At 68.0% G+C, this 15,823-nt stretch carries 16 protein-coding genes; 10 read left to right on the top strand and 6 right to left on the bottom strand.

Features of this window, described 5'->3' with window-relative positions; genetic code table 11:
* Positions 1-56 precede the first annotated feature (56 nt).
* From ACS5PN_RS05120 to ACS5PN_RS05110, 3 genes are all read right to left on the bottom strand, one after another.
* On the bottom strand, positions 57-908 hold the full coding sequence (locus tag ACS5PN_RS05120) for a peptidyl-prolyl cis-trans isomerase (RefSeq protein ID WP_439462855.1): 852 nt from the start codon (positions 906-908) through the stop codon (positions 57-59).
* Between the two features lie 85 nt (positions 909-993).
* A complete protein-coding gene (locus tag ACS5PN_RS05115) occupies positions 994-3,273 on the bottom strand; it encodes a hypothetical protein (protein ID WP_439462854.1) in 2,280 nt (759 codons plus the stop codon).
* 91 nt (positions 3,274-3,364) lie between these two features.
* A complete protein-coding gene (locus tag ACS5PN_RS05110) occupies positions 3,365-3,820 on the bottom strand; it encodes a copper chaperone PCu(A)C (RefSeq protein ID WP_439462853.1) in 456 nt (151 codons plus the stop codon).
* A 142-nt stretch (positions 3,821-3,962) separates the two neighbouring features.
* Here ACS5PN_RS05110 and ACS5PN_RS05105 point away from each other — a divergent pair, with 142 nt between their 5' ends.
* Positions 3,963-4,556, top strand: a complete 594-nt coding sequence (locus ACS5PN_RS05105; protein WP_439462852.1) for a PEP-CTERM sorting domain-containing protein — start codon at positions 3,963-3,965, stop codon at positions 4,554-4,556.
* A 63-nt stretch (positions 4,557-4,619) separates the two neighbouring features.
* Here ACS5PN_RS05105 and argF read toward each other — a convergent pair whose 3' ends face one another.
* Both argF and ACS5PN_RS05095 read right to left on the bottom strand, forming a co-directional pair.
* A complete protein-coding gene (gene argF / locus ACS5PN_RS05100) occupies positions 4,620-5,582 on the bottom strand; it encodes an ornithine carbamoyltransferase (RefSeq protein WP_439462851.1) in 963 nt (320 codons plus the stop codon).
* The gene (locus ACS5PN_RS05095) at positions 5,579-6,784 is read right to left on the bottom strand and encodes an aspartate aminotransferase family protein (RefSeq protein ID WP_439462850.1); all 1,206 of its coding nucleotides are present in this window, start codon (positions 6,782-6,784) and stop codon (positions 5,579-5,581) included. The genes argF and ACS5PN_RS05095 overlap by 4 nt, the downstream gene beginning before the upstream one ends.
* A 152-nt stretch (positions 6,785-6,936) precedes the next feature.
* Here ACS5PN_RS05095 and ACS5PN_RS05090 point away from each other — a divergent pair, with 152 nt between their 5' ends.
* Both ACS5PN_RS05090 and ACS5PN_RS05085 read left to right on the top strand, forming a co-directional pair.
* Complete coding sequence (locus ACS5PN_RS05090; protein ID WP_439462849.1) at positions 6,937-7,275, top strand: DUF3579 domain-containing protein; 339 nt, start codon at positions 6,937-6,939, stop codon at positions 7,273-7,275.
* A 119-nt stretch (positions 7,276-7,394) separates the two neighbouring features.
* The gene (locus ACS5PN_RS05085; RefSeq protein ID WP_439462848.1) at positions 7,395-8,222 is read left to right on the top strand and encodes an alpha/beta fold hydrolase; all 828 of its coding nucleotides are present in this window, start codon (positions 7,395-7,397) and stop codon (positions 8,220-8,222) included.
* A gap of 296 nt (positions 8,223-8,518) precedes the next feature.
* On the opposite strand, the gene rpsT is transcribed toward ACS5PN_RS05085, so the two are convergent.
* Positions 8,519-8,815, bottom strand: a complete 297-nt coding sequence (gene rpsT / locus ACS5PN_RS05080) for a 30S ribosomal protein S20 (protein ID WP_119046154.1) — start codon at positions 8,813-8,815, stop codon at positions 8,519-8,521.
* Positions 8,816-8,935: 120 nt separating this feature from the next.
* On the opposite strand from rpsT, the gene murJ reads away from it, so the two are divergent.
* The 7 genes from murJ to folK are packed head-to-tail and all read left to right on the top strand — an operon-like array spanning position 8,936 to position 15,821.
* Positions 8,936-10,498, top strand: a complete 1,563-nt coding sequence (gene murJ / locus ACS5PN_RS05075) for a murein biosynthesis integral membrane protein MurJ (protein WP_439462847.1) — start codon at positions 8,936-8,938, stop codon at positions 10,496-10,498.
* Between the two features lies 1 nt (position 10,499).
* Complete coding sequence (locus ACS5PN_RS05070; protein ID WP_439462846.1) at positions 10,500-11,357, top strand: SirB1 family protein; 858 nt, start codon at positions 10,500-10,502, stop codon at positions 11,355-11,357.
* Positions 11,358-11,383: 26 nt separating this feature from the next.
* Complete coding sequence (locus ACS5PN_RS05065; protein WP_439462845.1) at positions 11,384-12,445, top strand: AI-2E family transporter; 1,062 nt, start codon at positions 11,384-11,386, stop codon at positions 12,443-12,445.
* A gap of 7 nt (positions 12,446-12,452) precedes the next feature.
* Positions 12,453-13,139: an HdaA/DnaA family protein gene (locus ACS5PN_RS05060; RefSeq protein ID WP_439462844.1), complete on the top strand. Its 687-nt coding sequence runs from the start codon at positions 12,453-12,455 to the stop codon at positions 13,137-13,139.
* The gene (locus tag ACS5PN_RS05055) at positions 13,136-13,804 is read left to right on the top strand and encodes an HAD family hydrolase (protein ID WP_439462843.1); all 669 of its coding nucleotides are present in this window, start codon (positions 13,136-13,138) and stop codon (positions 13,802-13,804) included. The genes ACS5PN_RS05060 and ACS5PN_RS05055 overlap by 4 nt, the downstream gene beginning before the upstream one ends.
* The gene (pcnB, locus tag ACS5PN_RS05050; protein ID WP_439462842.1) at positions 13,801-15,348 is read left to right on the top strand and encodes a polynucleotide adenylyltransferase PcnB; all 1,548 of its coding nucleotides are present in this window, start codon (positions 13,801-13,803) and stop codon (positions 15,346-15,348) included. Before ACS5PN_RS05055 ends, pcnB begins: the two co-directional genes overlap by 4 nt.
* Complete coding sequence (folK, locus tag ACS5PN_RS05045) at positions 15,345-15,821, top strand: 2-amino-4-hydroxy-6-hydroxymethyldihydropteridine diphosphokinase (protein ID WP_439462841.1); 477 nt, start codon at positions 15,345-15,347, stop codon at positions 15,819-15,821. The genes pcnB and folK overlap by 4 nt, the downstream gene beginning before the upstream one ends.
* Positions 15,822-15,823: the final 2 nt, after the last annotated feature.

Genomic DNA, 15,823 nt, shown 5'->3' with positions numbered 1-15,823 from the left:
CCGAGGTTTCTTGCCCCCTTGGGGGGCCTGCCGCGAAGCGGCGGGTCTGGGGGCACTCATCTCTTGGGCGCCTCGACCTTGATGACGTACTTCTTGGCCAAGGCCGCGACGGCGGCGCTGCGCTGCTCGGACAGCGTCGCGTCGGTCCAGTCCTGCTGGATGACATTGCGCAGGGCCTCGAAGCTGGCGGGCTTGGCACCGCTCGCCACGTCCAGCCGCACGGCGCGCCAGCCCTCGCGGCTTTCCAGGGCCAGCCATTGGCCCGGCGTGGCAGTCTCCAGCGCCTTGGCGAAGGCCTCGCCGTAGCTCTGCAGCAGATTGCTGTGTGGCCGGTTCTTGAAGACGCGCAGGCCGGCCTGGGCATCGCCCGGCGTGCCGTGGTTCAGGGTGTCGACAAAGGCGCGCACCGTCGACTCGTTGGCCTCCCCGGGCAGCACGGCTTCCTGGAAGTCGAAGCGGGCCGGTTCGTCGTATTTGGCGCGGTGCTGCTCGAACCAGTCGCGCAGGGTCTTGTCGTCGGCCGGCGGCAGCTGGGTGCCGCTGTCGACGACCGAGAGCGCCTTGAAGATGACGCGTTCGCGGATGGCCGTGTCGCCCTTGTCGAGCTGCAGGGCCAGGCCTTCGCGGTAGAGCACTTCGTTGTCCAGCCAGACCTTGCGCAGGGCTGCCATCTCCTCGGCGCTGGGTTCGCGGTTGCGCGTGGCCTTGAAGATCTGGCGGGCTTCTTCATCGACCTCGGCGCCGACGAAGATCTCGTTGGCCTCGCCGCTGCGGCGGTTGAGCAGGTGGTCGACACCGAAGAGCAGGGCGCCGAGCAGCAGGAAGTGCAGCAGGGGCTCGCGGGTCCAGGTCGGCAGGGCGCGGCGGGTGGACGAGGGCAGGGCGATGGGCGGCAGGACGCTGGACATAGCCCGCCATGCTAGGCAGCGAACAAGACAGGACCAAGACAGCGGCGGGGCTCGAGAGCCCCGCCGCCTACGCCTTCCCAGGCGCTTACTTCACGCCGGCGACCAGGGTCGAACCGGCCACTTCGACATAGATCGGGTTGCTGTAGAACCAGAGGTCGGACCAGGCCGCGATGTCATAGGACACCGCCTTCTGGCCGGCGATGGGGCTGGCGCCCGTGGCCGTCGCGAGATGGCTGGGGCAGCCATCGATGGGACCGTTGGCCTGCGTCCAGTTGGCGCCGGCGGCCGGCACGTTGGTGCCCACCGTCGTGCACGGGATGCGCAGCATCGTCGAGTCGTTGGCGTTGGTGTAGATGTCGGACAGCGGGTTGCCGCTGGCGTCGGTCTCGTAGGGCACCGAGGCCGGCAGGTTGCTGCCGCGCAGGCGCACGTACTGCGAGGCCTGCACCGCCGGGATGCGGAAGCTCATCTTCAGGAAGGTGGTGTTGTCCACGCCCGACTGCACCGGCGTCCACGGCGTGGCGCCGTTGCCGCTGAAGGTCTTGATGATGGCGGCCGAGGTGTTCTTGGCGGCGGCCGGCACCGAGGCCAGACCGGTGGTGGTGCCGTCGGCCTTGAGCCAGTTGGTGTTGCGCGGCCATTCGCCGGCGTAGTCGGCGGCGCCCGGCGTCTTGTAGCCGGTCACCAGGCCGCGGATGACGTCGACGTGGTCGAGCACCGGCTTGTTGATGGGCTGGCTGATGCCGACCTGGGCCAGGGACGGATTGGGGAAGCTGTAGGGCGCGAAGTTGACACCGTCCGGGTCGCGCACGACGACGGCGACGACGATCTCGGCGCCGGCGCGCACGGCCAGCTTCTCGCCCATGGTGGCGCAGCCGGTGGCGTCGATGTCCGTGCTCTTGGTGGCAGCGGCCACGGCCAGGGCTTCGACGGAGGCGTTGCTGCGTGCGGCCGGGCCGGCGTAGGAGGCGCAGGCGATGAAGGCCACGCGGTCGACCAGCTGGCCGGTGGTGGACCAGACGTTGCCGGTGCGCAGGCCGTCGACGATGGCTTGCGGGCGCAGCTTGTCGCTGCCGTTGCGCACCATGACGTGGGTGCGCTGGTACTCGCCAGGGTAGAAGTCCTGCGTGGAGCGGCGGTCATCGGGGCCGAAGCTGCCGCGGTTGTGCCAGTCGGAGCTGGCGAAGAACCACCAGTTGCGGCCTTCGCCGAGCAGGGCGTCCCAGACGCCGCCGACTTGGGCCGCGTAGACGCCGGTGCCGCCGAAGGTGGTGCCGCCGACGGAGTCGGTCAGCACCCCGGCGATGCTGTTGCGCTTGACCTGGTATTCACCGCGGTTGTTGGCGGCGCCGTGGCCGGGCTGGGACTCGAAGCCGAAGGCGATGCCGGGCGCGGCGTTGTTGAAGTTGCGCAGGTGCTCGATGTTGTAGCCGTTGTTGCCATCGGCATTGAAGGGGCCGGCGCGCTCCAGGTGGGCCGGCACGTAGTAGCTGCCCTGGCCGTGGAACTTGGCCATCCACTTCAGCGCCTCGATGGTCTTCAGGTGGCCCTTGGTGCCGGTGCCGGCGCCACCGGGTTGCAGCAGCTTCTGGCCGGTGGCGCTCCAGCCGAGTGCGGCGGACGTCGAGTCGGCGCTGTCGGGGTTGGCGCAGTTCCAGTTGTTGCCGACGTTGGAGTTGGTCACGTTGCCGCGGCTGGTGTCGGTGTCGCCGCGGTCGAAACAGTAGGACCACTTGGCCAGTGCGTCGGCATTGCCGGTGGCGGTGTAGCCCGGGGCGTTCGGCAGCGTGATGTTGTCGATGGCCGTGGGCATCTGGCCGGTGATGACGGACATGGACGAGTGCTCGTGGCCGGCAACGACCGACTCCATGCCGATGAAGAGCGGCAGGTTCTTCTGCACCGACAGGTATTCCAGCACCGGGTACTGGTACTCCTGGATGGACTGCCAGCGCCACATATTGCCGTTGCCGCCGACACCACCGCCGCTGCCCTTGAGGTTGGCGGCGCCGATGCTGTTGGTCCAGGTCGTCGTCGGGCCCTGGCCGGCCACATAGGGGTAGGCGGGCGTCGACAGCGTGGCGTCTTCCACCAGCGTGCAGTTGCGGTTGCCGTTGCCACCGTGGCCGGCTTGCACGAACCAGTCCAGGCCCCAAGGCGTCTCGACCTTGTCGGTGACCTTCTTGACCAGCTTCTGCATGGAGATGGAACCGTCCGAGCAGGTGGTGTGGTTGTGGAAGTCGCCGGACACGTATTTGCCGGCGGTCTTGCCGGCGGCGGTCGCGAGGTTGGGGGCGATGACCGCGGCGCTGCTCAGCGCGGCCAGGGTGGCCAGGGCGATCTGGCTCTTGGTGAAGATGTGGGACATGGATCGGCTCCAGGAGGAAGGGGGAGGGGCTCGAAAAACCGCCGGATGCTAGGAAGCCGCCGTGACCCTGGCGTGACCCCGATGTGACGGCTCAGCGCAGGCCGGCGAAGTCGACGTTGAGCGTCGCGTTGACGGCCTGGGCGCGCTCGAAGATCAGGCGCAGCGGGTAGCTGCGGCCGATCTGCAGCGGGTGCTGCAGGTCCAGCAGTTCCAGGTGCAGGCCGTCCTCGGTCAGCGTCAGCGTTTCGCCTTCGCGGATCAGCAGGGACAGGTCTTGCGCGGACGCTGGTGCGCCGGGGCCGGCCAGGCGAACCCCCGTGGCCACGGGGGTCTCGACACCGATGAGGCGGTCGGTCCTCTGCACCTCGTCGAAGCGCATGCAGAGCCGGGCCGTGTCGGCATCGACGCGGGTCGAGCGTGTCCAGGGATGCCAGATGCGCAGGTGGCTGCTGAAGAACTCGCAGGCCCGGGCCGGGCGAGGCAGGCCCAGATAGGCGGCGCTCGCGGCGAGCAGCAGATGGCGGCGGGGCAGGGCGGGAAGCGACATGGAGGGTGACGATCGCAGCCGGCCGTGACAACGAGGTGAAGCAATCGCGTCACGCGCCTGTCGTCTTTGATCACCACACTCCGCCCCGATTCAAACGCAGCGGCGTCGGCCGCCCCATCCCCTTTCAGTTCTGGAGTTTTCGATGAAGCTCGCCACCCTCGCCCTGGGCCTGTTGATCCCCTTCGCGATGCCCGCCCAGGCCAATACCCAATTCCTGGTCGATTTCGAGAAGACCTGGGACTACGGCCAGACCGTGGACAACGCCTACGCCGCCTCGGGCGTGACGTTCACCAACATGCTGGGCCTGTCCAACGACCCGACCATGCCGGCCTATTTCAGCAACTCGCCGTCGCCCCAGGGCGTGGGCTTCGTGCAACTGGACGGCGTGACCAACACGACGGCCTACATGAACGTCGCCGCCGGCGTCAACGGCGTGCTGGACTTCTTCTACGCCAGCCCCGCTGCGATCACCGGCGCCATCAAGGCCTATTCCGGCCTGGACGGCACCGGCACCCTGCTGGGCGTGTTCGACCTGGCCGCCAATACCGGCAGCGACTACGACAGCTGGACCGCGGCCAGTTTCGCCTTCGCGGGCAAGGCGATGTCGTTCGACCTCAGCGGCGCTGCCAATGTCGCCGCCTTCGACAACTTCTCGGCCCTGCCGGAGCCGGGCGAGATTTCTCTGGTGCTGGCCGCCCTGGGCGGCCTGGCCATCGCGCGCCGTCGCCGCGGCTGATCGCCAGCGACAAGCCCAAAAGAAAAGCCGGCAGCAGCCGGCTTTTTGCTTTGGAACGATGCGTCAGCCGATGCGGCCCAGCAAGAGGTACTCCATGAGTGCCTTCTGCACATGCATGCGGTTCTCTGCTTCATCCCAGACCACCGACTGCGGTCCGTCGATGACCTCGGCCGCGACTTCTTCGCCGCGGTGCGCTGGCAGGCAGTGCATGAAGAGGGCATCGGACTTGGCGCGCGCCATCATGCCGGCGTCCACGCACCAGTCCGCGAACGCAGCCTTGCGGGCCTCGTTCTCGGCCTCGTAGCCCATGCTGGTCCAGACGTCGGTCGTCACCAGGTCAGCGCCATCGCAGGCCTCGCGCGGGTCCTTGAAGACCTTGTAGCAGCTGTCGTCCTTGATGCCGGCCACGGCCGGGTCGACGCCATAGCCGCTGGGTGTGCTGACATGCACCTTGAAGCCGAGGATCTCGGCCGCCTGCAGCCAGGTGTTGGCCATGTTGTTGCCGTCACCCACCCAGGCCACGACACGGCCCTTGAGGCAGTCCATGTCGATGGCGCCGCGGCGGTCCATGCCGCGGTTTTCGATGAAGGTGAACAGGTCGGCCAGGATCTGGCAGGGGTGGTACTCGTTGGTGAGGCCATTGATGACCGGCACGCGCGAGTGCGCTGCGAAAGCCTCGATCTTGCTCTGCTCGAAGGTGCGGATCATGACGATGTCGACCATGCGGCTGATGACGCGCGCGGAGTCTTCCACCGGCTCGGCGCGGCCCAGCTGGCTGTCGCCCGTCGTCAGGTGCACGACGGAGCCACCCATCTGGTACATGCCGGCCTCGAAGCTGACACGGGTACGCGTGGACGCCTTCTCGAAGATCATGGCCAGCGTGCGGTCCTGCAGCGGCTGGTATTTCTCGTAGTTCTTGAAGCGGCGCTTGATGATGGCGGCGCGGTCGAACAGATGGGCGTATTCCTCGGCGCGCAGGTCCTTGAACTGCAGGTAGTGGCGCATCAATGCGTCCCCCGGCTTCATGGCTTGGGCTGCGCGAGCAGCGACTTGATCAGCGGCACGAGGATGGCCGCGATCTGGCGGGCCTCTTCATGCGTCAGGATCAGCGGCGGCAGCAGGCGCACGACGCGGTCGGCCGTCACGCTGATCAGGAGACCGGCGTCCAGCGACTGACCCAGCAGCGGGCCGGCCGGGCGGTCGAGTTCGACGCCCAGCATCAGGCCCTGGCCGCGGATCTCGACGAGGCCGGTTTCGCCCGCCAGGCCCTCGGCCAGCGCGTTGCGCAGCGTGGCGCCCACGGCTTCGGCATTGGCCAGCAGGCCGTCTTCTTCCATGATCTTCAGCGTCTCGACGCCGGCGCGCATGGCCAGCGGGTTGCCGCCGAAGGTGGTGCCATGGTTGCCGGCCTTCAGCACGTCGGCAGCGCGCGGTCCGCAGACGATGGCACCGATGGGCACGCCCGAGCCCAGGCCCTTGGCCAGGGGCATCACGTCCGGCTTGATGCCGGCCCATTGGTGAGCGAACCACTTGCCGGTGCGGCCGATGCCGCACTGCACCTCGTCCAGCATCAGCAGCAGGTCGCGGGCGTCGCAGAGGCGTCGCAGGGCCTGCAGGAACTCGACGCGGGCCGGGTTGATGCCGCCTTCGCCCTGGATGGTTTCCAGGAAGATGGCCGTGATGTTGGGGTTGGCATCCAGCGCGGCTTCGACGGCGGCGATGTCGTTGAGCTTGACGCGCACGAATCCCGGCACCAGCGGCGCGAAGCCGGCCTGGATCTTGGGGTTGGCCGTGGCCGACAGCGTGGCGATGGAGCGGCCGTGGAAGGCGCCCTCGAAGACCAGCACGGCGGGGTTGTCGTTGCCGCGGTCGTGACCGAACTTGCGGGCGATCTTCAGTGCCGCCTCGTTGGCTTCCAGTCCGCTGTTGCAGAAGAAGACATTGGCCAGGCCCGAAAGCTCGCACAGCTTGGCCGCGAGCTGCTCCTGCAGCGGCACGCGGTAGTAGTTGCTGGTGTGGATCAGCTTGGAGACCTGATCCTGCAGGGCCGGCACCAGGCGCGGGTGGTTGTGGCCCAGGGTGTTGACCGCGATGCCGCCCAGCCCGTCCAGCAGTCGTCGGCCTTCCGTGTCCCACACCCAGCAGCCCTGGCCGTGCGACAACGCAACGGGCAGGCGGCCATAGGTCGGCATGACATGGGGCTCGGACGAGGGCGGGACAGCGTTCATCGGGTCTCCGATTGGCTTGTGAAAAAGTGGACTTTTGATTCTAGAGTCGAGATGGGCCGCAATTGCTGCGCCGCAGCAGATTGGCCCGTGTCGAGGCACAATAGCGGTCTTTGACAGCGGTGCTCCGCTGTAGACGCGAAGCCCCTCTGTTCATGACCGTTGCTCCCCCGCCGCGCGAAGTCTTCATCCAAGGTGTCACTCTGGATGGACGCACCTTCCGCCCGAGCGACTGGGCCGAGCGGCTGGCCGGCGCGATGTCCTGCTTTCGCCCCGGCGGCGCGCGTGGCGGCATTGGCGCCTATATCGGCTACTCGCCGCTTTGCGTGCCCACCGTCATCAACGGCGTGAAGTGCGTCATCGTCAACGAGGAGCTCAAGCGCCTGGAGCCCATGGCCTGGGACTTTGTCATGAACTTCGCGCGCGACAACAACCTGCAGGTCGCCGACGCCTGCCTGCTGCCCGACGGGCCTGGCGGCAAGCCGACCGCCTGAACGCGTGGTCTCCTAGCGAGACTCCTGAGGCGCACCAAGGTGCGGCGCCGTTATCCTCGCCGGCAATGTTTGGACACATGCCGACCCATCCCAGCACCTCCCTTGCCGTGACTCAGCCCATGCCCATCGAACCCGGGGTGGGCGAGCCGCCAGCGCCGGTCTGGGTGCTGCTGCGCGGCTTGTCGCGCGAAAGCGGGCATTGGGGTGTCTTTCCCGAGCACCTCTTGCGTGAACTCAGGGTTCTGCACCCGACCTCCAGGCTGGTGATGCTGGACCTGCCCGGTACGGGAGCGTTGCGCCGCCAGGCCAGCCCGACCCAGGTCTCGGCCATCGTCGATGCTTGCCGCGCGCAGTTGGAGCGCCAGGGCGTCACTGGACCGGTGTCGCTGATCGGCATGTCTCTGGGTGCTGCCGTGCTGAGCGAATGGGCGAGCAGCTATCCGAAGGAAGTCGAGGCCGGCGTGCTGATCAATCCCAGCCTGAGGCCCTTCAGCGAACTCTTCCGCAAGCCGCGGCCGCTGAACTATCTGGGACTGGCGCTGCTGTCGCTGAGCCGCTTCAGCGCCCGCTTGCGTGAAGAGCGCGTGCTCAGCCTGACGACGCGGCTCACGCCAACCCAGGCTGTCATCGACCGCTGGGTGGAACTGCAGCGCCAGCATCCGCTGGGTGTGCGCAATACCGCGCGCCAGTTGCTTGCCAGCATGCGCTACCGGGCCAGCCGCACCCGCCCGGGCGCGCCGATGTTGTTGCTGTGCAGCAAGGCAGACAGCCTGGTCGACTGGCGCTGCTCCCAGGCCATCAGCCGGGCCTGGGGGGCGCCACTGCGCCTGCACACCAAGGCTGGCCACGATCTGCCGCTGGACGATCCGCAGTGGGTGGCCCGGGCCGTCGCCGAATGGCTGCGCGACCGCAGCATCCAGGGCGTGACGGCCGGCGAGTGGCATTAGATTGCTGACCCCTCGCCCGGTCTTGCCTCGCTGGACGCGGGCTAGCCCAGTCGGTCTTGCAGACCGCGCTGCGGCCGTGCCGCAGTTCTTCGGTAGGCACATGCCGCCCACTGGGCGCCATGTGTCCGACCTCAGCCCCCGAGGGGACGGCGATGCTGGCCGGCTCGACCGGCAAGCACATCGCCTAAGGCGGGCCGGCTAGGGAGCGGCCCGGCGCTCGGCCCGCAAAATCCACCCGGAAATGCAGAAGGCCCGCTTTCGCGGGCCTTCTGCTTGCACCAGAGCTGGATTGGTTATCAGGCGGCGAGCGCCTTGATCTTGGCGGACAGGCGGCTCTTGTGGCGAGCAGCCTTGTTCTTGTGGAAGATGCCCTTGTCGGCGACGGAGTCGATGACGGCCTGGGCGGTCTTGAACAGGTCGGCGGCCTTGGGCTTGTCGCCGGCCGTCACGGCCTTTTGCACGTTCTTGATGACCGTACGGAATTTGGAGCGCAGCGCGGTGTTCGCGGCGTTGAGCTTGACGTCCTGGCGGGCGCGCTTGCGGCCCGATGCCAGGCGAACCGTCTTCTTCTTGGCTTTGGAGCTGGTTGCCATGCTGTATCTATACCCAGTTGGTGCAAAGACGACGAGTATAGCCTGAAATCAGGGTTAAAGCCAAGTGCCTGCGCAGAGTATCGGGAGAGACGCAATTCACGACACAGATAATCCGCCGCCATGAATCTGCTGCGCGCTGCGTCGACCATTTCCCTTTTAACCCTGACCTCGCGCATCACCGGGCTCGTCCGCGAGCAAATGACGGCTGGCCTCTTTGGCGCCTCGGCCATGACCGACGCCTTCCTGGTGGCCTTCCGCATTCCCAACCTGCTGCGGCGCCTGTTCGCAGAGGGCGCCTTCTCCCAGGCCTTCGTACCCCTGCTGGCGGGTGCGCGCGCGACGCAGGGCGACGAGGCTACCCACGACCTCATCGATGCCGTCGCCACGGTGCTGCTGTGGGCGTTGGTTGCCACGTCGGTGCTGGGCATCGTCGCCGCGCCGCTGCTGGTCTGGCTGCTGGGCGGCGGGCTGCCAGCGCCGGCCTTCGATGCCTCGGTGGTCATGACGCGCTTCATGTTCCCCTATATCGGCTGCATGTCGCTGGTGGCGCTGTCGGCGGGCATCCTGAACACCTGGCGGCGCTTCGTCGTGCCGGCGGCGTCGCCGGTGCTGCTCAATCTCAGCATGATCGCCTGCGGGTGGGCCCTGGTCGGCCCGCTGGAGCGTGCCGGCATGCCCGGCATCTACGGCATGGCGGCGGGTGTGATGCTGGGCGGCCTGCTGCAGCTGGCGGTGCAATGGCCGGCGCTGAGCCGCATCGGCATGCGGCCGCGGCTGCGCTGGAGCTGGCGCGGCCTGCGCCAGTCGCAAGCGCATCCGGGCGTGAAGCGCATGCTGATCAATATGGCGCCGGCCCTGCTGGGCGTGGGCGTGTCGCAGCTGTCGCTGATGATCAACACGCAGATCTCCAGCCGCCTGGGGGAGGGCGCCACTTCGTGGCTGAACTATGCCGACCGGCTGATGGAGTTCCCCATCGGGCTGCTCGGCGTGGCCCTCAGCGCCGTGCTGACGCCGCAGTTGTCCGCGGCCCAGGCTTCGGGCGAGACCGAGCGCTACAGCCGCCTGCTCGACTGGGGACTGCGCATGGTGATGATGTTTGCCTTGCCCTGCGCCGTGGCCCTGCTGGTGTTCGCCCAGCCGCTGACGGCCGTGCTCTACCACCGCGGCGCCTTCACGGCGAGCGATGTGGCCCACACGGCGCAGTCCGTCATGGGGTGGGGCATCGGCCTGCTGGGCCTGATCGCCGTCAAGGTGCTGGCCCCCGGCTTCTTCGCCCGCCAGGATACCGGTACGCCGGCCAAGATCGCCGTCGGCGTGCTGGTGCTGACGCAGGGCTTCAACCTGGTGTTTGTGCCCTGGATCGGCGTGGCCGGCCTGGCCCTGTCCATCGGTCTGGGCGCCCTGGTCAATGCGAGCTGGCTGTTCTGGGGGCTGAGGAAGCTGGGCAGCTACCGCCCCGAGCCGGGCTGGCTGGCCTTCGGCTTGCGCGTGGTGCTGGGCTGCACGGCGATGGGGCTGCTGCAATGGCAACTGGCTGTCCGCCTGGACTGGCTGGCGCTCGGCGCACACGAGTTCCAACGTGGCCTCTTCATGGCGGCCAGCCTGGCCGCCAGTGCCGCCGTCTATTTCGGGGTGCTGCTGCTGGTCGGCATGCGGCCCCGCGCCCTGGGGCGGCCGAGCTGAGATGAAGTACGCGGTGCCCACCCCGCTGGACTACTTCGCCACCCTGGTGGCGCAGGACCAGGGTCTGAATCTGCTGGAGGCCGCGATCAGCCTGGCCCAGGATGACCACCCCCAGCTCGACGTGCAGGCCGTGCTCGCCCATGTGGACGGGCTTGCGCGCCGACTGCGCGAGCGCATCGCGCAGGATGCCGCGCCGGCCCAGCGCCTGCGGCTGCTGACGCATTTCTTCCATGGCGAGCTCGGCTTTGCCGGCAACCTGAACAACTACTACGCTGCGGACAACAGCCATGTCCACCGCGTGCTGGAAACGCGTCGTGGCCTCCCCATCACGCTGGCCGTGCTGCTGCTGGAGCTGGCCGAGCAAGCTGGCCTGCGCGCCGCCGGCGTGGCCTTTCCGGGCCACTTCCTCGTCAAATGCAAGATCGGTCTGGGCGAGGCTGTCATCGACCCCTTCACCGGCGAATCCCTGTCGCCATCGCGCCTGGACGAACGCCTGGCCCTCTATCGCCAGGGCAGCGGCCTGCCGGACGACCTGGAGCTGCCGCTGGAGTTCTTCCTGCGTGCCGCAACGCCGCGCCAGATCCTGGCCCGCATGCTGCGCAACCTGAAGGAGGTCCACCGCGTCGCGGAGGACTGGACGCGCCTGCTGGCCGTGCAGCAGCGCCTGGTCGTCCTGCTGCCTGGCGACCCGGCCGAGCGCCGCGACCGCGGCCTGGTGCTTGCATCCCTGGGCGCCTTTGCCGCAGCGGCCGAAGACCTGAGCTTCTATCTTGCGGAACGGCCTGATGCGGCCGACGCTCCCAATCTGCGTGCCCGCCTGGCCCTGCTGCTCGACCAGGCCCGGCCGCCGCTTCAGTGACAATCCGCGCCCGCCCGCCAACCACCATGATGAAGCTCAGCAAGACCCAACGCACCGCCCTGGCCTGGGGTGGTGTCGCCCTCGCCCTCATCTTGCTGCTGTGGCTGCTGTCGCCGGTGCTGGCGCCCTTCATTGCGGCCCTGGTGCTAGCCTATGCGCTGGCGCCGGTGGTGCAGGCCCTGGTGAACCGGCGCACGCCGCGCGCCCTGGCCGTCGTGATGGTGGAGATGCTGTTCGCGATGGCCCTGCTGGCCCTGGTGCTGCTGGTGCTGCCCATCCTCAGCAAGGAGCTGCCGGCCTTGCGCGAGCAGATCCCGGCGCTGGCCAAGCTGGCCAACGACAAGGTCTCGCCCTGGCTGGCCGAGCATGGCATCCACATGCAGCTCGACCCGGCCAGCATCAAGGCCTTCGTGCTGAAGTATCTGGACGCCAATTTCGAGGAATGGCTGGCCACGGTGCTGAGCTCGGCCCGCATCGGCGGCAGTTTCCTGCTGGCTTTCGTCGGCAATGCGGTGCTGCTGCCGGTGGTGCTTTTCTATCTTCTGAACGATTGGCCCAGCCTGGTCGAGCGCATGCGAGCCCTGGTGCCGCCGGCGGCGCGTGACTCGGTGGGCAGCTTCCTGGACGAATGCGACGAGACCCTGGGCCAGTATCTGCGCGGCCAGCTCCTCGTCATGGGCGCCCTGGCCGTCTACTACAGCGTCGGCCTCGCGCTGGCGCGCTTCGACCTGGCACTGCCCATCGGCGTCTTCACAGGGCTGGCGGTCTTCATTCCCTACCTGGGCTTTGGTCTGGGCCTGGTGCTGGCCTTGCTGGCTGGCCTGCTGCAGTTCGCCAGCATCTATGGCGTCGTGGCCGTGGCCATCGTCTTTGGTGTCGGCCAGTTGCTGGAGAGTTTCGTGCTGACGCCGCGCTTCGTCGGCGAACGCATCGGCATGAGCCCGCTGATGGTCATCTTCGCGCTGCTGGCTTTCGGCCACCTGCTTGGCTTTGTCGGCGTGCTGATCGCGCTGCCGCTGTCGGCTGTGGCAGCCGTGGCCGTCAAGCGCCTGCACAAGGCCTATCTCGCGAGCTCGCTGTTCCGTTGATCCGTCCATGAGGCAGATTCCTCTCGCGCTGCTGGCGCCGCCGGCGCACAGCTTCGACAACTTCCTGACCGGCGCCAATGCCGAGGCCCTGGCCTATCTGCACGGCCTGATTCCGGGCGATGCGCCGGTGCTGCTGTGGGGGCCGACCGGCTCCGGCAAGACCCATCTGCTGCAAGCGTTGGCCGAGCGCTGGCAGGCGGCTGGCCAGCGCGTCGCCTGGTATGACGCCGACACCGCCTTGCCCTGGGAGCTGCCGGCTCATGAGAGCCTGCTGCTGCTGGACGACTGCCAGCGCTTTAACGCCGGCCAGCAGCATGCGGCCTTCGCTCTCTTCGTGGCTTCAGCAGGGCAGGGCTATACCGTGGTTGCGACCGCGGATGCGCCCGCTGTCGACCTGGATGTGCGCGAGGACCTGCGCACCCGCCTGGGCTGGGGGCCGAGCTTCGCGCTGGAGCCGCTGCGCGAGGCCGAAATGCGCGCCGTGCTGCGCCGTGAGGCCGACCGCCGCGGTCTGCTGCTTGGCGACGACGTGCTGAGCTATCTGCTGACCCGCTTCGAGCGCAACCTCAAGGGCTTGATGGTGCTGCTGGAGCGTCTGGATGAATTCGCCATGGCCAGCAAACGCGCGCTGACGCTGCCATTGCTGAAGGCCATGCTGGCCGACGAGAAAATCGACACTGACCCCAATTTATGAATCTGACGCTGTTTGACCTGGACGGGACGCTGATCCCCATCGATTCCGATCATTCCTTCGGGGCCTTCATGGTCGAGAAGGGCTGGGTCGACGGCAAGGTCTGGGGGGCGCGCAATGACGAGTTCTTCGCCCAGTACAACGCCGGCACGCTGGACCTGCCGGCCTATGTCGATTTCGCGACCTCGGCCTTCCGCAGCCGCCCGCTGGCCGAGGCCCTGGCCGTGCGCGAACGCTTCCTGGCCGAGGTCATGACGCCGGCGCTGCGACCCGAGGCCATGGCTCTGGTCGAGAAGCACCGCGCCGCCGGCGACCTGATCGCACTGGTCACCGCGACCAATGAATTCGTCACGGCGCCGTTCGCGGACGCTTTCGGCATCGAGCACCTGATCGCGGTGCAGCTTGAGCGCGATGAAGAAGGGCGCTACACCGGTGCCATCCGCGGCGTGCCGAGCTTCCGTGAGGGCAAGATCGCGCGCGTTGAGAGCTGGTTGCAGGGGCTGGGGGCACAATGGCGCGATTTCGAGCGCGTGACCTTCTACAGCGACTCGACCAACGACCTCCCGCTGCTCGAACGCGTCAGCCACCCGGTGGCGACCAATCCCAGCCCGACGCTCGCCGCCATTGCCGCCGAGCGCGGCTGGCCCCAGTTGCACCTCTTCGCATGATCAAAAAGTTCATCGACAAGCTGCTCGGCAAGCCCGCAGCCGCGCCCAAGAAGACCAGCCCGCTGGGCAAGCGGGTCGAGGTTCCCGCCGAGGTTCACGGCATCAACCCCGATCTGCTCGACGAGCGCGCCGTCAAGGTCGTCAAGACGTTGACCGACGCCGGCTTCGAGGCCTATATCGTCGGCGGCGCCGTGCGTGACCTGCTGCTGAACATGCGGCCCAAGGACTTCGACGTCGCCACCAACGCGACGCCCGAGCAGGTCAAGGGCCTGTTCCGCCGCGCCTTCATCATCGGCCGGCGTTTCCGCATCGTCCACGTCGTCTATGGCCGCGGCCGTGAGCACGAGGTCATCGAGGTCTCGACCTTCCGCGCCTTGCCGACCGAATCGGAAGCCGTGGCCGGCAACGAAAAGACGGCCAAGGCCGAACTCGACGGCAAGCACCATGCCGTGGACGCCAGCGGCCGCGTGCTGCGCGACAACGTCTGGGGCCCGCAGATCGAGGACGCCGCCCGCCGCGACTTCACCGTCAATGCGATGTATTACGACCCGCAGCGCCGCCTGGTCGTGGACTATCACGGCGGCCTGGCTGATGCCAAGGCCAAGCTGCTGCGCATGATCGGCGACCCCGAGACCCGCTACAAGGAAGACCCGGTCCGCATCGTGCGCGCCGTGCGCTTTGCGGCCAAGCTGGGCTTCGAGCTGGAGAAGAAGACGCTGGCCCCGGTGGCGGCATGCATCCCGCTGCTGACCAATGTGCCGGCGTCGCGCCTCTTCGACGAAATGATCAAGCTGCTGCAGACCGGGCACTCGCTGTCCAGCCTGGTGCAGCTGAAGAAACTTGGCCTGGTGGGGCAGGGCGGCAAGGTCTTTGCCGTGCTGGATGCCATGCTGACCGAGACCGGCGATCTGCCGCAGGGCGTGCGTGGCAACTTCGTGCGCCAGGCCTTCGAGGACACCGACCGCCGCGTCAACGAAGGCCGCGGCGTCAGCCCCAGCTTCATGCTGGCCTGCATGCTCTGGCACGAGGTACTGGACCGCTGGACCAAGACTCGCAACGCGGGCGAACCGCCCGTTCCGGCCCTGGCTCAGGCCATCGACGCCGTCTTCGACGCCCGCATCGGCGACATTTCCGGTCGCGGCAAGCTGGCGGCTGACATGCGCGAGATCTGGATGATGCAGATCCGCTTCGAGCGTCGCAGCGGCTCGGGCGTGTTCAGCCTCATCGAGCAGCCCCGTTACCGCGCCGGTTTCGACTTCCTGCGTCTGCGCGCCGACGTCGGCGAGATCGACCCGGCCCTGGCCGACTGGTGGGAAGACTTCGCCCTGGGCAGCGACGACGACCGCCAGGCCCTGCTGGCCGATGCCCGTGCGACGCAGCAGAAGCAGCCTCGCGTCGTCCGCGCGCCGCGCCCCGAAACGCCGGCGGGCGAAGATGCAGAGCCGTCGGCCGTCGACGCGCCCGCCAAGAAGCGCCGCCGTCGCCGCCGCAAGCCCGGTGGCGGCGGAGAGGGCGCCGCGGCGCCCGCACCTGCAGCCGAGTGAGTTCGCGCGCCTACGTCGGCCTTGGCGCCAACCTGGGTGCCAATCTCTCTGCCACCTTGACACAGGCAGCGCTGCGGCTCGCCGCGCTGCCTGGCACCCAGGTCGCTGCGCTTTCCAGCACCTGGCGCAGTGCACCCGTGGATGCCGGTGGTCCCGACTTCCTGAATGCTGTTGCGGCCCTGGACACGACGCTGGCGCCTCTCGAACTGCTGGATGCGCTGCAGGCCATCGAGCTGGCCCATGGCCGCGAGCGCTCCTACCGCAATGCGCCGCGCACGCTGGATCTGGATCTGCTGCTTTACGGTGAGCTGACCCTGGACACGCCGCGCCTGACGCTGCCCCATCCCCGCCTGGGCGAACGCGCCTTCGTGCTGCTGCCGCTGCTGGAGATTGCACCGGAGCTGGGCCATCTGGCCGTGGGCGAGGACTGGCAGGCGCAGCGTATCGAGCGTCTGGCGCCCTTGTCGCTGTGAAT

Source organism: Roseateles sp. NT4, assembly GCF_051857475.1.
Taxonomy (GTDB): Bacteria; Pseudomonadota; Gammaproteobacteria; order Burkholderiales; family Burkholderiaceae_C; genus Pelomonas.
This window is presented reverse-complemented; position numbering and strand designations above follow the sequence as displayed.

Excerpts from the sequence above, each read along its gene's own strand:
- ACS5PN_RS05120 (WP_439462855.1), bottom strand. The coding sequence starts at position 908 with ATGTCCAGCGTCCTGCCGCCCATCGCCCTGCCCTCGTCCACCCGCCGC.
- ACS5PN_RS05115 (WP_439462854.1), bottom strand. The coding sequence starts at position 3,273 with ATGTCCCACATCTTCACCAAGAGCCAGATCGCCCTGGCCACCCTGGCC.
- ACS5PN_RS05110 (WP_439462853.1), bottom strand. The coding sequence starts at position 3,820 with ATGTCGCTTCCCGCCCTGCCCCGCCGCCATCTGCTGCTCGCCGCGAGC.
- ACS5PN_RS05105 (WP_439462852.1), top strand. The coding sequence starts at position 3,963 with ATGAAGCTCGCCACCCTCGCCCTGGGCCTGTTGATCCCCTTCGCGATG.
- argF (WP_439462851.1), bottom strand. The coding sequence starts at position 5,582 with ATGAAGCCGGGGGACGCATTGATGCGCCACTACCTGCAGTTCAAGGAC.
- ACS5PN_RS05095 (WP_439462850.1), bottom strand. The coding sequence starts at position 6,784 with ATGAACGCTGTCCCGCCCTCGTCCGAGCCCCATGTCATGCCGACCTAT.
- ACS5PN_RS05090 (WP_439462849.1), top strand. The coding sequence starts at position 6,937 with ATGACCGTTGCTCCCCCGCCGCGCGAAGTCTTCATCCAAGGTGTCACT.
- ACS5PN_RS05085 (WP_439462848.1), top strand. The coding sequence starts at position 7,395 with ATGCCCATCGAACCCGGGGTGGGCGAGCCGCCAGCGCCGGTCTGGGTG.
- rpsT (WP_119046154.1), bottom strand. The coding sequence starts at position 8,815 with ATGGCAACCAGCTCCAAAGCCAAGAAGAAGACGGTTCGCCTGGCATCG.
- murJ (WP_439462847.1), top strand. The coding sequence starts at position 8,936 with ATGAATCTGCTGCGCGCTGCGTCGACCATTTCCCTTTTAACCCTGACC.
- ACS5PN_RS05070 (WP_439462846.1), top strand. The coding sequence starts at position 10,500 with ATGAAGTACGCGGTGCCCACCCCGCTGGACTACTTCGCCACCCTGGTG.
- ACS5PN_RS05065 (WP_439462845.1), top strand. The coding sequence starts at position 11,384 with ATGATGAAGCTCAGCAAGACCCAACGCACCGCCCTGGCCTGGGGTGGT.
- ACS5PN_RS05060 (WP_439462844.1), top strand. The coding sequence starts at position 12,453 with ATGAGGCAGATTCCTCTCGCGCTGCTGGCGCCGCCGGCGCACAGCTTC.
- ACS5PN_RS05055 (WP_439462843.1), top strand. The coding sequence starts at position 13,136 with ATGAATCTGACGCTGTTTGACCTGGACGGGACGCTGATCCCCATCGAT.
- pcnB (WP_439462842.1), top strand. The coding sequence starts at position 13,801 with ATGATCAAAAAGTTCATCGACAAGCTGCTCGGCAAGCCCGCAGCCGCG.